Source organism: Terriglobus sp., assembly GCF_965201105.1.
GTDB lineage: Bacteria > Acidobacteriota > Terriglobia > Terriglobales > Acidobacteriaceae > Terriglobus.
On sequence record NZ_OZ241741.1, the window covers coordinates 2,766,422 to 2,785,165 of the forward strand.

19 protein-coding genes and 1 tRNA gene are annotated in these 18,744 nt (G+C 62.7%); 11 read left to right on the forward strand and 9 right to left on the reverse strand.

Going from position 1 to position 18,744, the window contains the following annotated elements:
* Positions 1–74 precede the first annotated feature (74 nt).
* Positions 75–959, reverse strand: a complete 885-nt coding sequence (locus ACOFKT_RS12120; RefSeq protein ID WP_419804244.1) for a ferritin-like domain-containing protein — start codon at positions 957–959, stop codon at positions 75–77.
* 466 nt (positions 960–1,425) lie between these two features.
* On the opposite strand from ACOFKT_RS12120, the gene ACOFKT_RS12125 reads away from it, so the two are divergent.
* The 4 genes from ACOFKT_RS12125 (at position 1,426) to rplK (ending at position 3,075) form a co-directional block, all read left to right on the forward strand.
* A tRNA-Trp gene (locus ACOFKT_RS12125) sits at positions 1,426–1,501 on the forward strand.
* A 78-nt stretch (positions 1,502–1,579) separates the two neighbouring features.
* Positions 1,580–1,840 (forward strand): preprotein translocase subunit SecE, encoded by a 261-nt coding sequence (gene secE / locus ACOFKT_RS12130; protein WP_419804245.1) that lies wholly within the window; start codon positions 1,580–1,582, stop codon positions 1,838–1,840.
* A 29-nt stretch (positions 1,841–1,869) separates the two neighbouring features.
* Positions 1,870–2,532 carry a transcription termination/antitermination protein NusG gene (nusG, locus tag ACOFKT_RS12135; RefSeq protein WP_419804246.1) on the forward strand — a complete coding sequence of 221 codons (663 nt, stop codon included), beginning with the start codon at positions 1,870–1,872 and terminating at the stop codon, positions 2,530–2,532.
* A 108-nt stretch (positions 2,533–2,640) separates the two neighbouring features.
* The gene (rplK, locus tag ACOFKT_RS12140) at positions 2,641–3,075 is read left to right on the forward strand and encodes a 50S ribosomal protein L11 (protein WP_419804247.1); all 435 of its coding nucleotides are present in this window, start codon (positions 2,641–2,643) and stop codon (positions 3,073–3,075) included.
* Between the two features lie 70 nt (positions 3,076–3,145).
* Here the strand turns inward: rplK and ACOFKT_RS12145 are convergent, their stop codons facing one another.
* The 4 genes from ACOFKT_RS12145 to ACOFKT_RS12160 all read right to left on the reverse strand — a co-directional run bounded on the left by ACOFKT_RS12145 (position 3,146) and on the right by ACOFKT_RS12160 (position 8,632).
* Entirely contained in the window at positions 3,146–3,331 is a 186-nt protein-coding gene (locus ACOFKT_RS12145) for a hypothetical protein (RefSeq protein WP_419804248.1), read from the reverse strand.
* A gap of 192 nt (positions 3,332–3,523) precedes the next feature.
* A complete protein-coding gene (locus ACOFKT_RS12150; protein ID WP_419804249.1) occupies positions 3,524–5,119 on the reverse strand; it encodes a sialate O-acetylesterase in 1,596 nt (531 codons plus the stop codon).
* Positions 5,116–7,530 (reverse strand): glycoside hydrolase family 2 TIM barrel-domain containing protein, encoded by a 2,415-nt coding sequence (locus tag ACOFKT_RS12155; protein ID WP_419804250.1) that lies wholly within the window; start codon positions 7,528–7,530, stop codon positions 5,116–5,118. Before ACOFKT_RS12155 ends, ACOFKT_RS12150 begins: the two co-directional genes overlap by 4 nt.
* A gap of 151 nt (positions 7,531–7,681) precedes the next feature.
* Entirely contained in the window at positions 7,682–8,632 is a 951-nt protein-coding gene (locus ACOFKT_RS12160) for a M23 family metallopeptidase (RefSeq protein ID WP_419804251.1), read from the reverse strand.
* Between the two features lie 273 nt (positions 8,633–8,905).
* On the opposite strand from ACOFKT_RS12160, the gene thiL reads away from it, so the two are divergent.
* Positions 8,906–9,925, forward strand: a complete 1,020-nt coding sequence (gene thiL, locus ACOFKT_RS12165; RefSeq protein ID WP_419804252.1) for a thiamine-phosphate kinase — start codon at positions 8,906–8,908, stop codon at positions 9,923–9,925.
* Positions 9,922–10,542 carry a hypothetical protein gene (locus ACOFKT_RS12170; protein ID WP_419804253.1) on the forward strand — a complete coding sequence of 207 codons (621 nt, stop codon included), beginning with the start codon at positions 9,922–9,924 and terminating at the stop codon, positions 10,540–10,542. Before thiL ends, ACOFKT_RS12170 begins: the two co-directional genes overlap by 4 nt.
* Here ACOFKT_RS12170 and rsmD read toward each other — a convergent pair.
* On the reverse strand, positions 10,500–11,081 hold the full coding sequence (gene rsmD, locus ACOFKT_RS12175) for a 16S rRNA (guanine(966)-N(2))-methyltransferase RsmD (RefSeq protein ID WP_419804254.1): 582 nt from the start codon (positions 11,079–11,081) through the stop codon (positions 10,500–10,502). The genes ACOFKT_RS12170 and rsmD overlap by 43 nt on opposite strands.
* A gap of 90 nt (positions 11,082–11,171) precedes the next feature.
* On the opposite strand from rsmD, the gene ACOFKT_RS12180 reads away from it, so the two are divergent.
* Both ACOFKT_RS12180 and rsmI read left to right on the forward strand, forming a co-directional pair.
* Positions 11,172–12,293 (forward strand): CBS domain-containing protein, encoded by a 1,122-nt coding sequence (locus tag ACOFKT_RS12180; RefSeq protein WP_419804255.1) that lies wholly within the window; start codon positions 11,172–11,174, stop codon positions 12,291–12,293.
* Positions 12,286–13,194 carry a 16S rRNA (cytidine(1402)-2'-O)-methyltransferase gene (gene rsmI / locus ACOFKT_RS12185; protein WP_419804256.1) on the forward strand — a complete coding sequence of 303 codons (909 nt, stop codon included), beginning with the start codon at positions 12,286–12,288 and terminating at the stop codon, positions 13,192–13,194. Before ACOFKT_RS12180 ends, rsmI begins: the two co-directional genes overlap by 8 nt.
* Before the next feature lie 11 nt (positions 13,195–13,205).
* On the opposite strand, the gene ACOFKT_RS12190 is transcribed toward rsmI, so the two are convergent.
* Positions 13,206–13,742 (reverse strand): hypothetical protein, encoded by a 537-nt coding sequence (locus ACOFKT_RS12190; protein ID WP_419804257.1) that lies wholly within the window; start codon positions 13,740–13,742, stop codon positions 13,206–13,208.
* A 109-nt stretch (positions 13,743–13,851) separates the two neighbouring features.
* Here ACOFKT_RS12190 and ACOFKT_RS12195 point away from each other — a divergent pair, with 109 nt between their 5' ends.
* The 3 genes from ACOFKT_RS12195 to moeB all read left to right on the forward strand — a co-directional run bounded on the left by ACOFKT_RS12195 (position 13,852) and on the right by moeB (position 16,846).
* Positions 13,852–14,817, forward strand: a complete 966-nt coding sequence (locus tag ACOFKT_RS12195) for a PLP-dependent cysteine synthase family protein (RefSeq protein WP_419804258.1) — start codon at positions 13,852–13,854, stop codon at positions 14,815–14,817.
* Positions 14,817–15,251: a Mov34/MPN/PAD-1 family protein gene (locus ACOFKT_RS12200; protein ID WP_419804259.1), complete on the forward strand. Its 435-nt coding sequence runs from the start codon at positions 14,817–14,819 to the stop codon at positions 15,249–15,251. Before ACOFKT_RS12195 ends, ACOFKT_RS12200 begins: the two co-directional genes overlap by 1 nt.
* A gap of 89 nt (positions 15,252–15,340) precedes the next feature.
* Positions 15,341–16,846 carry a molybdopterin-synthase adenylyltransferase MoeB gene (gene moeB / locus ACOFKT_RS12205; protein ID WP_419804260.1) on the forward strand — a complete coding sequence of 502 codons (1,506 nt, stop codon included), beginning with the start codon at positions 15,341–15,343 and terminating at the stop codon, positions 16,844–16,846.
* A 119-nt stretch (positions 16,847–16,965) separates the two neighbouring features.
* Here moeB and ACOFKT_RS12210 read toward each other — a convergent pair whose 3' ends face one another.
* Together ACOFKT_RS12210 and ACOFKT_RS12215 are read right to left on the reverse strand one after the other, a co-directional pair.
* Positions 16,966–18,258 (reverse strand): homoserine dehydrogenase, encoded by a 1,293-nt coding sequence (locus ACOFKT_RS12210; RefSeq protein WP_419804261.1) that lies wholly within the window; start codon positions 18,256–18,258, stop codon positions 16,966–16,968.
* Between the two features lie 3 nt (positions 18,259–18,261).
* Entirely contained in the window at positions 18,262–18,741 is a 480-nt protein-coding gene (locus ACOFKT_RS12215) for a nucleoside deaminase (protein WP_419804262.1), read from the reverse strand.
* Positions 18,742–18,744 lie beyond the last annotated feature (3 nt).

The following is an 18,744-nucleotide window of genomic DNA, read 5'->3' on the forward strand; positions in this document are numbered from 1 at the left end:
TCCAGGCAGTCGGTTCGTGGAAGTCGGGGTAGGTCTGCTAACGCACACCTGCACGGCAGGTGCAGAAAGCGCGGCTAAGTCGACTTCACGTTGCCATTGAATCCGTTGGGAAAGAAACCACCCATAGTGACGCCACCGGGAGGGTTGACCGTGCCCGCCGTAGAGACGCGATACGCCACGCCGAGCACCTGCGAGGTGTTGCGCAGTGGTGACAAGGCGTGCACGGGATCGACAGTGATGTAGTTCGTAGCCGAGGGCGGAACATCCTGCCCGTCAATGGCCGGGCTGTTGATGCCCTGGGTCACTGCCAGATAGTTCAGGACACCCGCATGCTGCCCTTCCGCTCCCAGGATCTGACTGGCGGTAGTGAGCACCGACGGGTTTGATACCAACAGCTGCGCACTGCCAATGTAAGCAGAGCCGCCCAGCGCGGTGAACTGACGGGCCGCGGCGATGAATTGCGCCTGGGTCGTGATCGTCCCGTTCGCGGCAAGGTTAATGACCGGCTGAGCGATTGGCGTACCGCCGAGGGTGGATATGGCGGAACGTAAGTCGGCGATGTGGTCGACCTCGTCCATTGCAAGCGCCCGGCACACGGCGAGCGTGTTGGAATCCAGCGGCAGCTTACCGGGTGCGCCCTGGACGGCGGACCCGTTGCCGTTCAGCGAAGAGCTAAGGCCGCTGCCGGTCGACGCATACAAATAGAAGTTTGCTTCCAGGTACTCGAGATTCAGGGCGAAATTTAGAACATCGACGATGGGCACGCCGGACTGGGCATGCAGTTCGCCGACACCGGCAGTCGCGAGTGCAGCAGCACCCAGCATGGCGCCCAGAAATCCGCGCCGGTTCAGGTGTTGAACCGAACGTTCAAATGCCAGGATCCTGCGATCCGTTTCAAGCTGTTCCGCGGATATTTTGTCCGTCGATAACAGCAACGATTGATGCGATGAGGTGGACACAACAAGCCTCCGTGCCAGAGCTGGCGTAAGCAGTACGGTTAAGCGGCGGGGTCGTGCAACGTGCGAGTCACCAGCCAGGAATTATTCGCAACAAGAGACTGCTGCTTGCCGAGGCGGGCGCGGAGATTCCTGCACTTCACTCTTCGGCTTACTTGCTGAGAGCAGCCCCGCACGTGCGAGGATGGTCGTCATTTCTGCATGAAAATGCGTCTGGCGACAGACGACGTTTCGTGACGGTGTTCGGCATGCCGCATTCCAGGCGTGCTGGCGGAGGCGAAAAGCCAACCAAATTTCATATGTCAGGAGCGTGACTTTGGTATGTCCGGCGCATGACTTTCTCTGCGACGGTTTGCGGCTGCGATTCGAATGGCTGCGCCGCCGGCAGCCACGGTTGCAGCAAAAGCCGCACCTTCGGTACACTTAGACGTTGGTTGCTGGTGTCCTCACGGGCGGCCGGCTGCTCCGTAGGGGAGTAAGCTCAACGGTTAAACTGTCGGTCTCCAAAACCGAACTTCTCGGTTCGAATCCGAGCTCCCCTGCCACTCCGAAGCACAGCAGGACCGGTACGATCCAAGGCGCGTCGCGGCGTGTCTGGAAGTTGAGAGAAGTTAGAGGCAAGTATGGCCAAAGCAATGGTGGTAGCCGATCAGCCGACAACCGGCATGGAGCGGTTCAAATCGCAGCCGGAGCGGCTGAAGTCATTCCTGGGTGATGTGCGCAGCGAACTGCGCAAAGTGAATGCGCCCAGTCGGGCTGAGGTCCGCAGCACCACGATCGTGGTCATCCTGACGGTGTTTGCCTTTGCGGCGTTTTTCTGGCTAGTAGACATCCTGATTAACCACACGCTGAACGCGATGATCACCAAGCTGACCACACATTAACCACTCGATCGGACAGACAGGAAAACACCATGGCAGAAGAGACAATTGCGATTCCGACTGAGCCTTATCAGGTGGACCAAGAAGAGATGGCGGCGAAACACGGCGCTGAGGGCCTGAGCGAGCCGCTGGAAGGCGCCGAGGCAACCGAGCCCGAGCAGAAGCTGAAGTGGTACATCATCCATGCCTACTCCGGCTTCGAGCGCAAGGTGAAGGAGTCGCTGGAGAGCCGTGTGCGCGCCTTTGGCCTGGGTGGGCGGGTCGGCCGCATCGAGATCCCGACCGAGCCGGTCACTGAGCTCCGCAACGGCAAGAAGTACACCATTGATCGCGTCTTTTTACCCGGCTACGTCTTCGTGGAACTCGACCTGGACAACGACCTGTGGCACCTGGTAAAGAACACGCCCAAGGTCACGGGGTTTCTGCAGACGGGCGACACGCCCACGCCGTTGAGCGAGCAGGAAGTGATGCTGATGCTGAACCGCGCCGACGTGGTGAAGGACAAGCCGAAGCTCAAGGTGAAATTCGAGAAGGGCGAGCAGGTCCGCATTACCGAGGGGCCGTTTGCCAATTTCAACGGTGCGGTCGACGACGTGAACGAAGACAAGCAGACCCTGAAGGTGATGGTCTCGATCTTCGGCCGTCCGACGCCGACCGAAGTGGAATTTTCGCAGGTGGAAAAGCACGTCGAGTAGCGGAAACTGCTCGCGGCTTCTCTGCAACGCACAGCAACTCAGCCGTAATCCGGTGGCTTCTACCCAGAGCGCGGCACTAGCAAACGAAGAACGGATGAGGTTTAGACAATGGCACCGAAGAAGATCAATGGGTATGTGAAGTTGCAGGTGATGGCGGGCAAGGCGACCCCGGCACCGCCGATCGGCCCCGCGCTGGGTCAGGCGCAGGTCAACATCATGGAATTCTGCAAGCAGTTCAACGACCGTACCAAGGATCCGGGCATGGCCGGCCTGACGATTCCGGTCGTCATCACCGTATTTGCGGACCGCACATTCACATTTGTAACGAAGACGCCGCCGGCGCCAGTGCTGCTGAAAAAGGCCGCGAAGCTGGAAAAGGGTTCGGGCACGCCGAACAAGAACAAGGTCGGCAAGGTGACCGAGGCGCAGGTCCGCGAGATCGCCACGCAAAAGATGCCCGACCTGAATGCCGCTTCAGTTGAGGCCGCGATCAAGTCGATCAGGGGCACGGCGCGTTCGATGGGTATCGAGGTCGTTGCATAGGAACTTGTTTGCACGTGGAAGGCCCGGCGATTGCCGGGCCTTCTTACTGCCTGCTACATGGTGCCGGCGCTTAGGACTGTAGCGCCGTGGTTTGCGTTTCAGGAGCAAGTGCGGTCTTTAGCTCATTGCCCAGCGCGCCAAAGGGATTGTTGATCGCCTTTTTCGTGATGCTGCCAAATGACTCGCCTCTGCGTGCCATCAGAATTGCAGCCGTCACACCCGAAGCGAGCGTGAGCCAAAAGAACAGACGTTTCATGGACGATCCTCCTGCATTTCCAACCAATCTAAAGAGTAGGAAGCTGGCAATCTGGAGAACGTTGCTGCGTGCGGGTTTCTCCCGCACGTCATCTTCAACCTTTTTGCTTCCAGCTCCGCATCCGCCTTCATGAAGGCGAGCCGCAACGGGTGCCCAGGTTCGACGCTCATGGCTTTGTAGCAATGAGCGTCTCTAGTCGTGTGTGAGCGCCGTAGAACGCGGTGCCGGATCAACGATCTCCTGTTCGCTGGTGAAGGTCGAGGCGGGCAGACCGGCACTGTCCTGCAGGTTGGCGTCGGGCGCGTTGGGCCAGGCATACCGGACATAGCGGGGATCGCCGGTGCTGGCGCTGTGCACGGTGACCGTCGCGCCCTCAATTACGGCTTCGGCCGGTACGAACTTATGGTCGGCACCCGCGATCTCAAAGCCGGTGCAGCCTCCGCCGCGGCACTGCAGCTTTGCAACGCGATCCTGAAAGCTGACGCGCATGTGGTCGCCCTCCACGTCGGCGCGGGTGAACAGCGGCCCCGTGTAGCTGACCGGTTCTCCGTAGGCAAGGGCGCGCGCCGCGAGTGCCAACCGGTAGCCGACGGTCTGCTTGTCGGGCGGATGCACGTTGTCGGATTGTCCCACGTCGAGCGTGACCGCCATTGCAGTGTTGGCAACATCCAGCGTGCGGCGTTGGGCATCACGCAGCACACCCCAGGCCTCCTGCGGGCTGGAGCGGAAGCTGGAGATCTGTGCGAACAGGAACGGGAACTGCCCCTGCGCGAAATGCATGCGCCAATCGAGGATCATGCTGCGAAAGAGCTCATGGTAGAGCACGGAGCGATCAATGCGGCTGTTCGTCTCGCCCTGGTACCAGATGACGCCACGAATGCTGAGCGGTGTGAACGGCGCGATCATGCCGTTGTATAGGCTTGCCGGCCGGTAGGCATCGTTCGGCGGATGCCACGGGTGCGCCAGCGGTTGCTGCCCCGCTGCGCGGCGCTGGTCGTCGTCGCGCTTTTCGGAAACGATCACGGCGTTTTCAACGGTTTCGTCGCGAACAAATTTGCTCCACTGCGTCCAAACAGGCGCAAGCGACGGATTGCTGCCGAAAGCGTCGAAGCTGGTCCATGCCTCCGCGGGTGTGCCGCCCCAGGTCGTGTCGATCAGGCCGACGGTAACGTGCTCTTTGGCGGCGATCTCGCGGCCGAAGAAGTAGGCGACAGCGGAAAAACTCTTTGCGGTGGCAGGTGTGCAGCGGCGCCAGCTCGCGTTCACATCATCCTGCGGATAGGCGCTGCCCGTGTGGGGCACGACCATGAGGCGCAGTTCGGGATGATCGGCGGCGGCAATCTCTTTTGCGCTGTCCTTGATGGGAGTGGTGGGGCCGAATCCGGCCAGCGGCATCTCCATGTTCGACTGACCGGAGGCGATCCAAAGGTCACCCACCATGACGTCGTGCAGCGTGACGCTGCTGCCAGTTCCCTGCACCTGCAGGTCGTAGGGTCCACCGGCTGGTCCCGCGGGCAGATACACACTCCACTGGCCGAGTTTGTCGGCTGTGGAGCTTGGCGTCCATGGCTTGCCGGAATCTGGGCCGGGCCGTTGCAGGCTGACATGCACCACTTCGCCCGGTTGCGCCCAACCCCAGATATGAATGGGAGCTTCGCGCTGCAGAACCATGTGATCGCTGAGCACGTGTGGCAGACGCAGCTCGGCCTGTAAGGCGGCGCAACCAAATGTGAACGCAAGAAGAGCGCAGCACACACACCCGACGAGCTTTGCACCGCAAAGCTTCATGCGGTTTCCTCAGGCGCGGGCGTAACAGTGAAGCGCAATTCCTGCGTTCCCAGCACCGGGTGCACGGCGCGAAGCGTAGCTGTGCCCGCGGTCTCTTTCGCGCGAATCCAGATGGCGCCCGTGCCACCGATCAGGCCGAAGGGATTGTCGCCAATGATCTCCACCGGGCCATCGATGGCAAACGTGATCGCGTCGGCGGCAAAGGGTCGGATGTTGCCATACTCGTCCTCGGCACGCAGCACCACGCGGGTGGCGTCCCCGCCGTCGGCGACCAGCGTAGCGTCGTCCGCGACAAGGCGGAACTTCGCATCGATGCCCGAGCCGGACCACCTGTGCTCGACCACCTTCTTGCCTTTCACGTATCCCTCAACTCGCAGGTCGCCCCAGTTTTCGAGACCGGATTTTAGCGGAAAGATGAACGGAGGATGCGGCAGGTGCGGGTAGAGTTCGCGGTCCATGGCGCCCTTCAGCTCGTGCTCGCCCTTGCTGTCAAGGGCGAAAGCTTTAACCTGATCGCAATTGGTGAGGATTTCAGCGGCGGTGATGCCGACCGACTCATCGTTGCGAGCCCAGTGGTGGCCGAGTTCGAGTACGACCTCCTCACCGGGGTCGCACATGGACTTGTACAGGTATGCCGCGGGCTTGGGCGTACGGAAGATGTCGAAGACGCCGTGGTAGCAGATGTGATCGCCCGAGCCGAAGTTCGCATGCGTGTTGTAGTCAAAGGCGCACCAGCCGATGCCACCCGCGTACTGCGGATTGGACGCGAGCTGGTCGTGCACGCGCGCGTGGCGGTGGGTGTGTTCGCGCAAGCGCTCGAGCGCGTCGATGGTCTTGGTTGGATACGTGTGGCCTACGAACTCGGTGTTCAGGTAGCGCGGATGGTTTGGCGGTTTGAGCGGAAAGCCAAAGTCGTTCATGGTCATGACGTCTTCGAGCAGTTCCGTGTCGTAGAGATAGCGGATGCCGCCGGTCTGCCGCGATGGATCGAGCGCGTGCGCCAGGGCGTTGGTGCGCGTGTAGAAGTCGTGGTTGTCGTGCGACTCGTTGATGCGGACACCCCACAGCACGATAGAAGGATGATTCCAGTCGCGGCGGACCATGCGGCGCACGTTGTCGACGCTGATGTCCTGCCAGGGCTTCGGGCCGATGTACTGCCAGCCGGGGATTTCTTCCAGTACGAGCAGGCCGACCTCGTCGCAGGCGTCGAGAAAGTGACGTGACTGCGGGTAGTGTGAGGTGCGGACGATGTTGCAGTGATACTGCTTGCGAAGGATTTCGGCGTCTTTGCGCTGCACGCGGCCGGGCATGGCTTGGCCGACCCATGGAAAGGTTTGGTGGCGATCAAGGCCGTGCAATTTGATGACTTTGCCGTTGAGCGAGAAACCCTGGTCGGTAAAGGTGGCCTCGCGAAAGCCGATGCGGCGCGTGGCTTCATCGAGCAACGTGCCATCACCGTCCAGCAGCTGGGCGTGTACGGTGTACAGCTTGGGGTTGTTCAGGTCCCACAGCTCCACCTTGCCGAGCTTCGTGAACGTGACGGTCGCCTGCGGCTTGTCCTCGGCCGAGAACGGCTCCCAACCCGCCGCCTGGCCTGCGTCCTCGTTAGCGGTTACGTCGGGATAGTTGGCGACCATTGGAGCAGTTGCGCTGGCAATCACGCGGTCGCCGTCGCGCAGCTCCGCCCGGAACGTCTGAGCCATCTTGCCCTTGGGGCCATAGCTGACGGTGCGCATGTAGCCGCGGACCTCGACGGACGGTTGCGCGGAGAGCACATCTTTCGGCATGGCGAAGATGTTTTCGATATGCGCGATCTGCGGCACGATGCGCAGCTGCACCTCGCGATAGATGCCGCCAAAGGTGAGGTAATCGATCTGGTTGCCGAAGGGCGGAATGTCGGGGCGTTCGGTCGAATCGACTTCAACGGCAAGCACGTTGCGGCCGCCGCTCTTGTCCAGCGCCTGGGTCAGGTCGAAGCTGAACGGGGTATATCCGCCCTTGTAGCTGCCGATCTTCTGGCCGTTCAGGTAGACCGTGGTCGCGGTCATCACGCCTTCAAAGTCGAGGAAGACGCTCTTGCCTTGCAGATTCACAGGCAGCTTGAGATCGCGGCGGTAAACCGAGACGAACTGGAAAGCATTTTCGCTGAAGCTGTGCCAAGGCAGGCGCACGTTGGTGTGCGGCAGGCAGACGCGCGCAAAGGATGCATCATCGAAGTCGCGCGTGCGGGCGTCAGGCGTGGTGGTGTCGCGATAGCGCCAGCCGCGGTTCAGCGGAAACGTCTGGCTCTGCGACGCACCTGTCGGCGTGCGCTTCGGCGCACCGAGCGCCACGCCTACGGGCAATGCAGCGATGGCAGCGGTCGCGCCGGAGCGCTTCAAGAAGGTACGGCGATTCAGTCGATTGCGCATGCGCCATCGAGTGTACGGGAATGGTTCAGCCACAAGGAAGTGGCTGCACGATTCCACGTGGAACAGGCGAGGCGGACGGCAGCTTCTTTACGGGAGAGCACGGACGCACACCGCAAATGGGGCGTGCGCGTTGTTCAGCTTTCGGGTGGGATTACAGCCCGGCGCTCAGTACCGTCACGTCCGTTGTGGTGGAGCGAAGGTACTTATGCGGGTTCACGGGGACGTCGCGGATGCGGACCTCGTAGTGCACATGGTTGCCGGTGGTGCGGCCGCTGTGGCCCACAAAGCCGATGACTTGTCCGCGTACAACCTGCTGCCCGACCGTGCAATGCAGACCAGACATGTGGCCATAGATGGTACGAATGCCGCTGCCGTGGTCAATCACAACCTCGGTGCCGTAGCCGTTCCCGATGCCTGCCATCTGGATGACGCCGGGAGCGGTCGCGCGAATAGGCGTGCCGTAGGGCGCGGAGATGTCGAGACCTTTATGAAATTCGCCTTCCCCAGCGCCCAGGATGGGATCTTCCCGTTCGCCGAACGGCGAGGTGATCGGTCCGACGACCGGCCACAACGTCGGTGTATTGCCGCCAGCCAGCAGGTCTGGACCGAAGCCGGCCGGGGCTGCCGGCGAGAAGTTGTTGACCGGCGAGGTCGTCCATGCCGACGCGATCAGACGCGACGCGTTGCCGTTCATGGCAGAGGTCTTGAGCTGGCTCAACTGCTCCAGGCTGGTCTGGAAACCGGCGGTGCTGAGTGAATTATCCGGTGTCGGCGTGATCAGCTTGCCCGAAACAGTACCGCTGCTCTGCGCGTCGTGGCGGCCGTGAAAGAGCCGGCCAGCAGGGGCGGCAAGCTTGTTTGCGGTGAAACCGTAAAGCTGCGAAACCTCGCTTGCGAGCGCACCCAGCGAAGCAGCCTGCACTTCTTTCTCGTGCTCGCGGCGCTCAAGCTTTGCATAATCGCTGCGCAGATGGTCGCGCTCAGAGCGGACCTGGTTAAATCGCTCTGCTTTGAGCAGCATGCGCGAATACGAACCAGCCAGCCCGGCAATGGTAAACAGACCCACGACCGCGGCACCCACGAAGAGATACACAAACTCCATGGGTACGGAAATCCTGTTCAGGCTGCCATCTGACTCACGGGCGACGAATACAACGTAGAAGCGCTTTTTCAAATCAGTCGAATCCCTTGCATGGTGCTGAGTGCAGTGGAGGCGGCCGACCGTGCGACCGCAAACCTTTCTAGTTTACTGTCCTGGTACAAGAGGCACAACCTAAGGTTGCTCCGCTCGGCTCGCCAATTCTGGCCATGCACGTTCAACTCTGCTGGAAAATACTTCGCAGCATGAAAGCAAACCTGGCAATATGCTCGAACCATGGCCCAGCAACCCACACCGTGGAGCAGCCAGCACGCGCGTGGCGGTGAACTGGAGCTGATCCGGTCGGTCCAGGGAAGATCGCAGCACCACGGACGCTCTGTGACGCTCGGCATTGGCGACGACTGCGCCATTTTGCAGCCGCCTGCCGGACACGAGCTGCTGGTGACCACGGACATGTCTCTGGAAACGCGGCACTTTCTTCGCGAGGTGCACCCGGCGCGTTCCGTAGGTCATCGGTGCCTGGCGCGAGGACTGAGCGACCTGGCCGCCATGGGCGCAAAGCCGCTGGCCGCCTTCCTATCGTTGGCGCTGCCGGCGGGGATGCGCCGGAATGCGCGCGGGCGGGCCTGGGTCGATGGGTTTCTGGACGGTCTGCTGGCGCTGGCGCACGTGACCGGAACTACGCTGGCGGGCGGCGACACCGCTGCCGCGCCGGGCGAACAGGTGATTGCGGACATTGTGCTGACCGGGAGCGCGCCGCAAGACACGTCGCTGCGGCGAAGCGGCGCACGCGCTGGCGACCTGCTGTATGTGACGGGAGCGCTGGGTGGAGCGGCGGCTGAGCTGGCGGCCCTGCAAAAGTACCCACGACAGTTCCGCGATGCAGGCGCAGCGGGGGACCATCCGCACCTGTTTCCGCAGCCACGCCTGCGGACCGGATGGGTACTACGCAGCCGTAAGCTGGCCGCGGCCGCGATCGACGTAAGCGACGGGCTTTCAACCGACCTGCATCACCTGTGCTCCGCGTCGGGGGTGGGCGCTGTGGTGCGTGCGGCGGCGCTGCCCGTGCATCCGCTGGCACGGGACGAGAAAGATGACGGGCTCGCGTTGGCGCTGCACGGAGGTGAAGATTATGAGCTTCTGTTCGCGGCACGACCCTCCGTCCGGATGCCCAAGCGCGCCGGTGGCGTGCCGGTGCACTGCATCGGGCGGTTGACCCGAGCGAAAGACATACTGCTGCAGCGGGACGGGCGAACGGAGCCGCTGCCGGCGGCCGGATGGGAGCATGCGCTGTGAGCGTCGCAGAACAATCGGGCGCGCTGATACTGGCTGGCGATGGCTGGGAGACGCAGGTGCTGCCTGGCCCACCGCTGATCCGTCCAGCGCGGCAGTTCACGTTTCCGTTTGCCGTAGCCGGTGAGGAGGACGCGCTGGCACGCGGGGCGATGTGGCTACAGGTGCGCGTGGATGGCGTGGGTGCCTGGCTTGCACAGTGCGCGCTCGGGTTCGCGGGCGGCGAAGTGGCGCACGGGCTATGGGCATTACCTGAAAATCGCGGTGTGTTGGCCTGCGCGGGCGGGTACGCCTACGCGGTTGCGCCGGCTGCACCGGAACGGACGGTCCTGCTGCCGCCCCGGCCTGCTGTGGCGGTGGTTGCGTTACAGGCCCGAACGGCGCTCGTCACCCACCACGAACTGGTGATCCTTGAGGCTGACGGCGAAGTCTGGACCACACCACGGCTGAGCTGGGAGGGCGTAACGGTCCTTGCGGCAGACGAACACGCCGTGCACGGAACCGGTTGGGACATGGTGGACGACGTTGAGCTTTCCTTCACTGTTGATTTGCGGCACCGGACCGCAACGGGCGGCGGTTATGCGCTAGGCAGATCTGCGGACTCCGCCGCTCTGCGGTAGAACGTGAGTCCGGCGTCGCCCTGCTTTAGCGTGCGATAGCTCTCAATTGCGCCGAATCTGTCCGGCAGGGGTGCCTTGCTGCGGTGCTCGGCAACCACAATGGCACCAGGCGCGAGCAGATTCAGCCCTTCGCCGCCAAGCCAGCGCAGCGTGCGGTCGTACTCATCGGCTGCTTCGTAGGGCGGGTCGAGAAAGACGATGCCGGCCTGTTCCCCGGCCGCGAGCAGCCGTTTCAGCAGCGTGGGGGTGCCGCCGCTTTCCACCTGGGCACGTATGCCGAGTGCCTGCAAATTGGTTCGAAGCGCGGTGAGCGCGGCCCGCTCCGTCTCAGCAAAGTACACGGCTGCCGCGCCCCGCGAGGCTGCCTCAATGCCGACCGCGCCTGATCCCGCGTACAGGTCGATGAAGATGCTGCCCTCGATTCTGGGTGCGAACACGTTGAAGAGCGTCTCGCGCAGACGGTCGCTGGTAGGCCGTGTGTCCATGCCGCGCGGAGCCGTTAGCAGGCGCGAGCGGTAGCTGCCGGCAATTACACGCACGGTACCCTGCGGGGGTGCGCATCAGCGCGGGTGAACATAGGCGCAGCATACCGCGCACGCGACGGCCCGCGGTTTGCTTACAATCAGACGGTGCGTCCAGGGTCGATTCCGCTTGGTCATTTCTTCGGCGTAGATGTGCGCCTGCATGCGTATACGGTCGTGCTGCTGCCGCTGCTTGCACTGCTCGCGTCCGTTCAGGATGTTTCCGCCGGCCGTGGCGTGGTGCTGTTTCTGCTACTGATGCTGGCGATCACGGTCCGCGAAGCTGCTCGAACGCTGGGCCGGCTGCTGGCAGGCGTGCATGTGGATCGCCTGGTCGTCACGCCACTTGGAGCGCTGGAAGGCGACAACGCGCCCGATGTCGACGACACGCCACGATGGCTCGCCCTGGTGGGTCCCCTGGCGAACTTCACCGCGGCGATCGTCATGGCGATGCTGGCGTTTTCCGTTACGTCTGGCGTGAACTTCTTTCAGCGGCATCTTGCGGAGCCGGGGCATTTGCTGCGCGCGGCAATCTGGCTGCAGATTATGCTAGGCGCGCTGCACCTGTTACCCGCTACGCCGCTGGACGCAGGCGCTCTGCTGCGTGGGCAGCTTGTCCGCGCGCGGGGCAAGGCGCGTGGCGTGCGCGGAGCGGCGGGACTGTCGCAGGCGATCGGCCTGGGGCTGATGGTATTCGGCGGCGTCACACAAGAAATCCTGCTGATGCTGCTGGGCGGCACCGTTCTGCTGCTGGCGCAGCTGGAAGCGCAGCGAGCGGTCGCGCAGACCGCGGTTTCGACCATCACCGTGGGCGATCTGATGTTGTCGGAGTGGACGTCGCTGTCGGCCTCGGACACGGTGCAGGATGCGCTGGAGCGATCGGCGCACTCGCTGCAGGAATCCTTTCCGGTCGTGCGCGGCCCGGTGGTGGTTGGCTCGATCACGCGGGACGCCCTATTGGGTCTGTTGCGGGTCGAGGGTAACGGCTACGTGCAGGGAGCGATGTCCCGCGACCTGGTGATTGCCGCGCCCGGGGATGCCCTGGTTGCGACGATGCAGCGCCTGGCGAGCAGTTCCAGCCGCGGCAACGTGGTGCCGGTAATGCGCGACGGCCAGGTGATCGGCATGATTACACCGCAAAGCCTTTCGCCGGCCATGATGTCGCTGGGGCGCGCGAGACGGTATGGCATGCGCGCGTCACGGGAGAGCGAAAACGGCCGCGATGTCTGACGCGGCAGCCCGGGCTGCGGACCGCCCGGATCGTGAGCCGTTGGCGCCCGGCCTTTACCTGGTGCCTACGCCCATCGGCAACCTGCGCGACATTACGCTGCGTGCGCTGGACGTGCTGGAGCACTGCGATGCCATCGCCTGCGAGGACACGCGCGAAGCGCAAAAGCTGCTGAACCACTTTGGGCTACGCACGCCGACGGTCAGCCACCATCTGCACAATGAGCGCGAGCGGGCCGAAGATCTGGTGCGCCGCGTCCAAGCCGGGGAACGGATTGCGGTGGTCAGCGACGCCGGCATGCCGGGCATTGCCGATCCAGGGGAGATCGCGGTATCACTGGCGATTGCAGCGGGTGTTCCGGTGCACGCACTGCCGGGCGCCAATGCCGCCGTGACGGCCCTGGTAGCGAGCGGGTTTACCGGCGAGCGCTTCAGCTATCGCGGCTTTCTGCCCTCCAAGGGCGGTGAGCGGCGGTCCGCACTGGAGGCGGTGCGGGCCGAGATGGAGGCCGTGGCTGGCGCGCCGACGCAGATCTTCTACGAAACGCCGCATCGCATTGTTGAGGCGCTTGCCGATGTGGTGGCCGTGTTTGGCCCCGGGCATGGAGTGGTGCTGGCGCGTGAACTGACCAAGCTGCATGAGGAATTTCTGCGCGGCACGGCCGCTGAAGTGCTCGCGATGCTTGAGGCGCGCGAGCGTGTCCGCGGCGAAATGGTGCTGCTGCTGAACGGATCGGTGACGCCGCTGGACAGCGCCGAACAGGAGAGCCTTGCCGCGGCGATCCGGCGCGCGATGCGTGATGAAGGTGTGGACGAAATGACGGCCGTAAAGCGCATTGCCCGTGAGCGCGGCCTGAGCAAGAGCGAGGCCTACCGCGAGTGGCAGCGCACCCGAGGCCGCTAACCAAATACACGCTAGAGGTCGTTTGCGTCGTCCTCGGGCGCGGTGGCGATGGCGCTGGAGCGCTGCAATGGGTCGGCGGTGCGTTGGCCATGTGCTTCGGCGTGGTGCTCCCGGCCTTTCACGCGGTCATAGTTGTAGGTGTTGCTGGTGGTCCCGAGGCTCTCGTTGTAAAGCGATAGCGCGCCTGCGGTTTCCTTTAACTCTTCTGAAAACTTGTGGATGGCGCGCAGCGCGTCTGCGGTGGCGGCGATTTCAAGCTTGCCGGTCTTCAGAAACTTTTGGTAGCCGCGGTCTTCAATGCGCGCAATCTGGCCGTTGATCAGGTAGCCGGGGCGCACGACGATTTCTGCCGGGGCGGGCGTGGTGCCCTTCTCCGCCTTCGGATCGACGCGGGACGGCGCGATCTCTGCCGCGCAGCCGTACTTTGACACACGTTTGGCGCCTCCGGTCGAAGCCGCTGTGGCGGCAGACACATCAAATCCCTGTGAGCCTAACGCGGAAACAACGTCATCAAAGGTGCGGGTCGCCGGCTTCTTGCGAAAGAACATGCGTGGTCCTCATCGGGAGCTCCGGGCGCATGGGCACACCGGTACTCCGCTAGACTAACTTTCGCACAGACCGTACCCCAATGTTACGGAGCAGCAAAGAGACGACACGATGGGAACTGCAACGGCACAACCCGTACTGACGACCGCCACGACCCTGGGCAGCAGCGTGCTCGACCGCATCGGCAATACGCCCATGGTGCGGCTGGATCGCATCGTCGCGCACCTGCCCGGCATCACGCTGCTGGGCAAGGCGGAGTTCGCCAACCCGGGTGGCAGCGTGAAAGACCGGCCCGCTTCGGGCATTGTGCTGGCGGCCATGGAGGCCGGCGAACTGGGTGATGCGCAGCCCGAGCGCGCGCTGCTGGATGCAACTAGCGGCAACACCGGCATTGCGTACGCGATGCTGGGTGCGGCGCTGCAGTTTCCCGTGACACTGTGCGTGCCGGCCAGCGCAAGCCCGGAGCGCAAGAAGATGCTGCACGCGTACGGTGCCGAGGTGATCTTTACGCCTGCTGGCGACGGCTCCGATGGCGCGATTCGGAAGGTGCGCGAGCTGTATGCGGCCGCGCCGGAGAAGTACTTCTACGCCGACCAGTACGGCAATGAAAATAACTGGAAGGCGCACTACCGCACTACCGCAAACGAAATCTGGCAGCAGACGGACCGGCGCATTACGCACTTTATCGCGGCACTGGGCACCAGCGGAACGTTTATGGGCACAACGCGGCGGCTGCGTGAGTTGAACCCGCGCATTCACTGCATCAGCATGCAGCCTGATTCGCCGTTCAACGGCTTGGAAGGGCTGAAGCATATGCCAACGGCGATTGTGCCGCCGATCTACGACCCGGAGCTTGCGGAGCGAAATATCTGGGCGGAAACGGAACCGGCCTATGCCATGTGCAAGCGGCTGGCGCGCGAAGAGGGCGTGCTGGTCGGCGTGTCTGCGGGTGCAAACGTTACGACGGCGCTACAGATTGCTGAAGAAGAGTATGCCGCTGGACGCGAGGCGGTGATTGTGACGGTGTTGTGCGATGGTGCAGACAAATACCTGAGCGAACGGTTCTGGAGCGAGTGATGCTGCGATTGTCACAGGCCCACTACGACGCTCTGCGCACTCACGGCGAAGAGACGTATCCGCACGAATGCTGCGGCATCCTGCTGGGGCATCTGCGTGAAGGCATGAATGAGGTGGTAGACGTAGCCCGTGCGGGAAATACGCGAACTGACTCGGCGCATAACCGATACCACATTGCGCCGCAGGAACTGATTAAGGCGCAGCGCGAAGGGCGCAAACAGGGCTTCGAGATTGTGGGCTTTTATCACTCACACCCGGATCATCCGGCGCAGTGGTCGAGCACGGACTTTGCCGAAGCACACTGGTTGGGATGTAGTTACGTCATCACGGCTGTTGCGCAGGGCAAGGCAATGGTGACGAACAGCTTTCTGCTGCGTGGAACGAGTGAGGAAGATAAGCGGTTCGAGGACCAGCCAATTGAGGTCCTGGCTTAGCAGGAGCGGAAAGCAGGCTCTCCACTCCGCAGGACGATAAAGGCTGTCCTGCTCCGGTCGAATGACAAGTTTTTGAGATGAGGGCAAGTATGACAATTTTGATTCCGACTCCGCTGCGCGGCTTCGCTGATGGCAAGTCGATTGTTGAGGTAGAGGCGGCCACGGTAAGCGAGGCGCTGACCAAGCTGACCGAAGCGCATCCGCAGCTGAAGCAGCACCTGTTCGATGGTGAGGGCAAGCTGCGTTCGTTTGTGAATGTGTACTTGAACGACGACGACATTCGCGACCTGCCGGAGAAAGGGAATTCACCGGTGAAGGATAGCGATGAGCTGTCGATCATTCCGTCGATTGCGGGCGGTGCGCCGGCAGTGGCAGAGGAGCCGATCGCAGCGCCGACGACGGAACTGCCGACGCTTTCCAATGAGGAGATCGCGCGTTACTCGCGGCACCTGATCCTGCCGGAGGTCGGCATCGACGGCCAGCGCAAGCTGAAGGCCGCGAAGGTGCTGTGCGTGGGCACGGGAGGCCTGGGCGCGCCGCTGGCACTCTATCTTGCGGCGGCAGGCGTGGGCACCATTGGGCTGGTCGACTTCGACGTGGTCGATGAAAGCAATCTGCAGCGGCAGATTATCCATTCGCAGGAAACAGTCGGCAAGCTCAAGGTGGACTCCGCCGAGCAGATGCTCAAGGGCCTGAATAAGAACGTGAACATCGTGAAGCACAACACGATGCTCACCAGTGCAAACGCGCTTGAGATCTTCCGCGATTACGACGTGATCGCCGATGGCACGGACAATTTTCAGACCCGCTATCTGGTGAACGACGCCTGCGTGCTGACGGGCAAACCGAATGCCTACGGCTCGATCTTTCGGTTTGAAGGACAGGCGTCTGTCTTTGCGACCGAAGGAGGCCCGTGCTATCGCTGCCTGTACCCGGAGCCACCACCGCCGGGATTAGTCCCGAGTTGTGCGGAGGGTGGTGTCCTCGGCATTCTGCCTGGCCTGGTCGGTGTCATCCAAGCGACGGAGGTGATCAAGCTGATCCTCGGCATTGGCGAGCCACTGATCGGGCGGCTCTTGCTGGTTGACTCGCTGGGCATGACCTTTCGCACGCTGAAGCTGCGCAAGAATCCCAACTGCCCAGCCTGCGGCACGCACGAGATTCAGGAGCTGATCGACTACAACCAGTTCTGCGGTGTCGCACCGCCGACGACCACGGGACCGCTGGAGGTTTCTTCGCACGGCTCCGTTTCTGCTGCGGCGAACGAGGTGGACGGCATCCCGCAGATCACGGTCGAGGAACTGAAAGCGAAGCGCGACGAAGGCAAGGCGTTCATCCTAGATGTACGCGAGCCGCACGAAGCGCAAATTGCAAGCCTCGGCGCACCGCTGATTCCGGTCGGCCAACTGGAGCAACGGCTGGCGGAACTGCGTCCGCACCAGAACGATGAAATACTGGTCCATTGCAAGAGCGGTGGACGATCGCAGAAGGCCGCGCAGATCCTGAAGGCGAACGGCTTTACCAACGTGAAGGATGTAGCAGGCGGCATCACCGCCTGGGCGGAGCGTATCGACCCAAACGTGCCGAAGTATTAGAGCGGTGTCCACTCAGGCGTAGATCCTAAATCGATGAGAGTGTCATCCTGATCCTGAGCTTGCCGAAGGGAAGGATCTGCTTTCTTCTCTGAGCAGCACAACGCCTCGAGGAAAACAGCTTAGCTTTCCTGCGGTTCCCGCAGAATCTGCAGCAGCAAAGGCTCCTCCAGCATGGTCGGCATCTTTGCGATTGTGTCTACCGCCTGCTGAATCGTGGCGGTCGAGCATGGCTCCGTGGTCACCACAAACGGCAGCGCATCCTTTGGGTAACCAGGCCGCTGCACAATGCTGTCGATGTTCGCGCCTACCTGCGCCAGCGCGCCAGCAATCGCGGAAACAATACCTGGCTTGTCCTGCACAACAAAGCGGAGATAGTGCGGTGCGACGAACTCACGGCTGACCGCGCGGTTCTGCACCGGCAGCGAGACCGAGGCGCTGCCGTGTGCGACCGCAAGCAAATCGCTGACCACCGCGACCGCTGTAGGATTGCCGCCGGCTCCATGACCACTGAAGACAACATCGCCGCCGAACTCGCCCGTGGTCATGACCAGGTTTTGCGTGCCGTGCGACCAGGCGAAAGGTGACGTGTGCGGCACCAGTGTGGGGCCCACACGCGCGCGCACCGTTTCGCCGTCGCTTTCGATGCGCGCAACCTGCCGGATCGTGCAGTTCAGGTCGCGCGCGTAATGAAAATCGACCAGGCGCACGTTGCGAATGGTCTGCACCGGCACAGCATCGGGGTCCAGGCCAATCTGCATCGCCGTGCGGGCCAGGATGCAAAGTTTCGCGCGTGCGTCGTAGCCGTCCACGTCGGCGGTGGGGTCGGCCTCGGCATAGCCCGCGGCCTGCGCCTTGGCGAGCACATCGTGATAGTCAGCGCCCGCTTCCATCTGCGACAGGATGAAGTTGCAGGTGCCGTTCAGGATGCCGGCGATCTGCCGCACGCGGTCGCCCTGCAAGCCGTGCAGCACCGCGGGAATGACCGGCACCCCGCCGGCGACCGCGGCGTTGTAGACCAGCGAAACGCCATGTTCGCGCGCGAGTTGCGACAGCCCCGCGCCACGGTAAGCGATCAGCTGCTTGTTGGCCGTGACCACATGTTTGCCCGCCAGAAGCGCCCGCGCAAGCCACTCGCCCATCGGGTCCAGGCCGCCAATGGTCTCGATCACAACATCGGCGTCGCTTGCAAGCACGTCCTCAATGTTGTCCGTCCAGATGATGTCGCCGTGAAGTCCCTCGGCTCTTGTACTGCCCTGCTTGCGCTGGATGCCGCGGTTATAAATGCGCGTGAGGCGCACGCCGTCGAACTGCTGCGTTTGTAGCAGGTGCGCCACGGCGGAGCCGACTGTTCCGAAGCCCAGCAGTGCAACGCGTGTTTCTTTCTCCGATGACCTGGTTGCGGAGTTCTCCATAGCTCAGTAATCGATCCTTTGCGCGCTGTCGCGCCATGTTGCAAACGAAGTCATGGCCTCATCGTGCAGCAATTGGTAGATGGGGGTGCGCCGCCGTTCGTTTGGCAACCTGATCTGGTCGTACAGAAAGCTGTCGTCGAAGCCCGCCGCAGCGGCATCCTGTGCGGTATTTCCGTAGTAGATTGTGCGGCAGCGCGACCAGTAGAGTGCGGCCAGGCACATGGGGCATGGCTCGCAACTGGTGTACACGTCGCAGTCGCTCAGCTGGAAAGTCTGCAGCTTCGCACACGCGGCGCGTATCGCGTTTACCTCGGCGTGCGCGGTGGGATCGTTGGTCCGCGTGACTGAGTTTGCTTCCGCCGCGATCACCTCGCCATGGCGAACGATGACCGCGCCGAACGGGCCACCGCCACCGCTGGCGACGTTGTCCGTGGCCAACTGTATCGCCATGCGCATAAAGCGCGGATCCGGGTTCAAAGACATCGC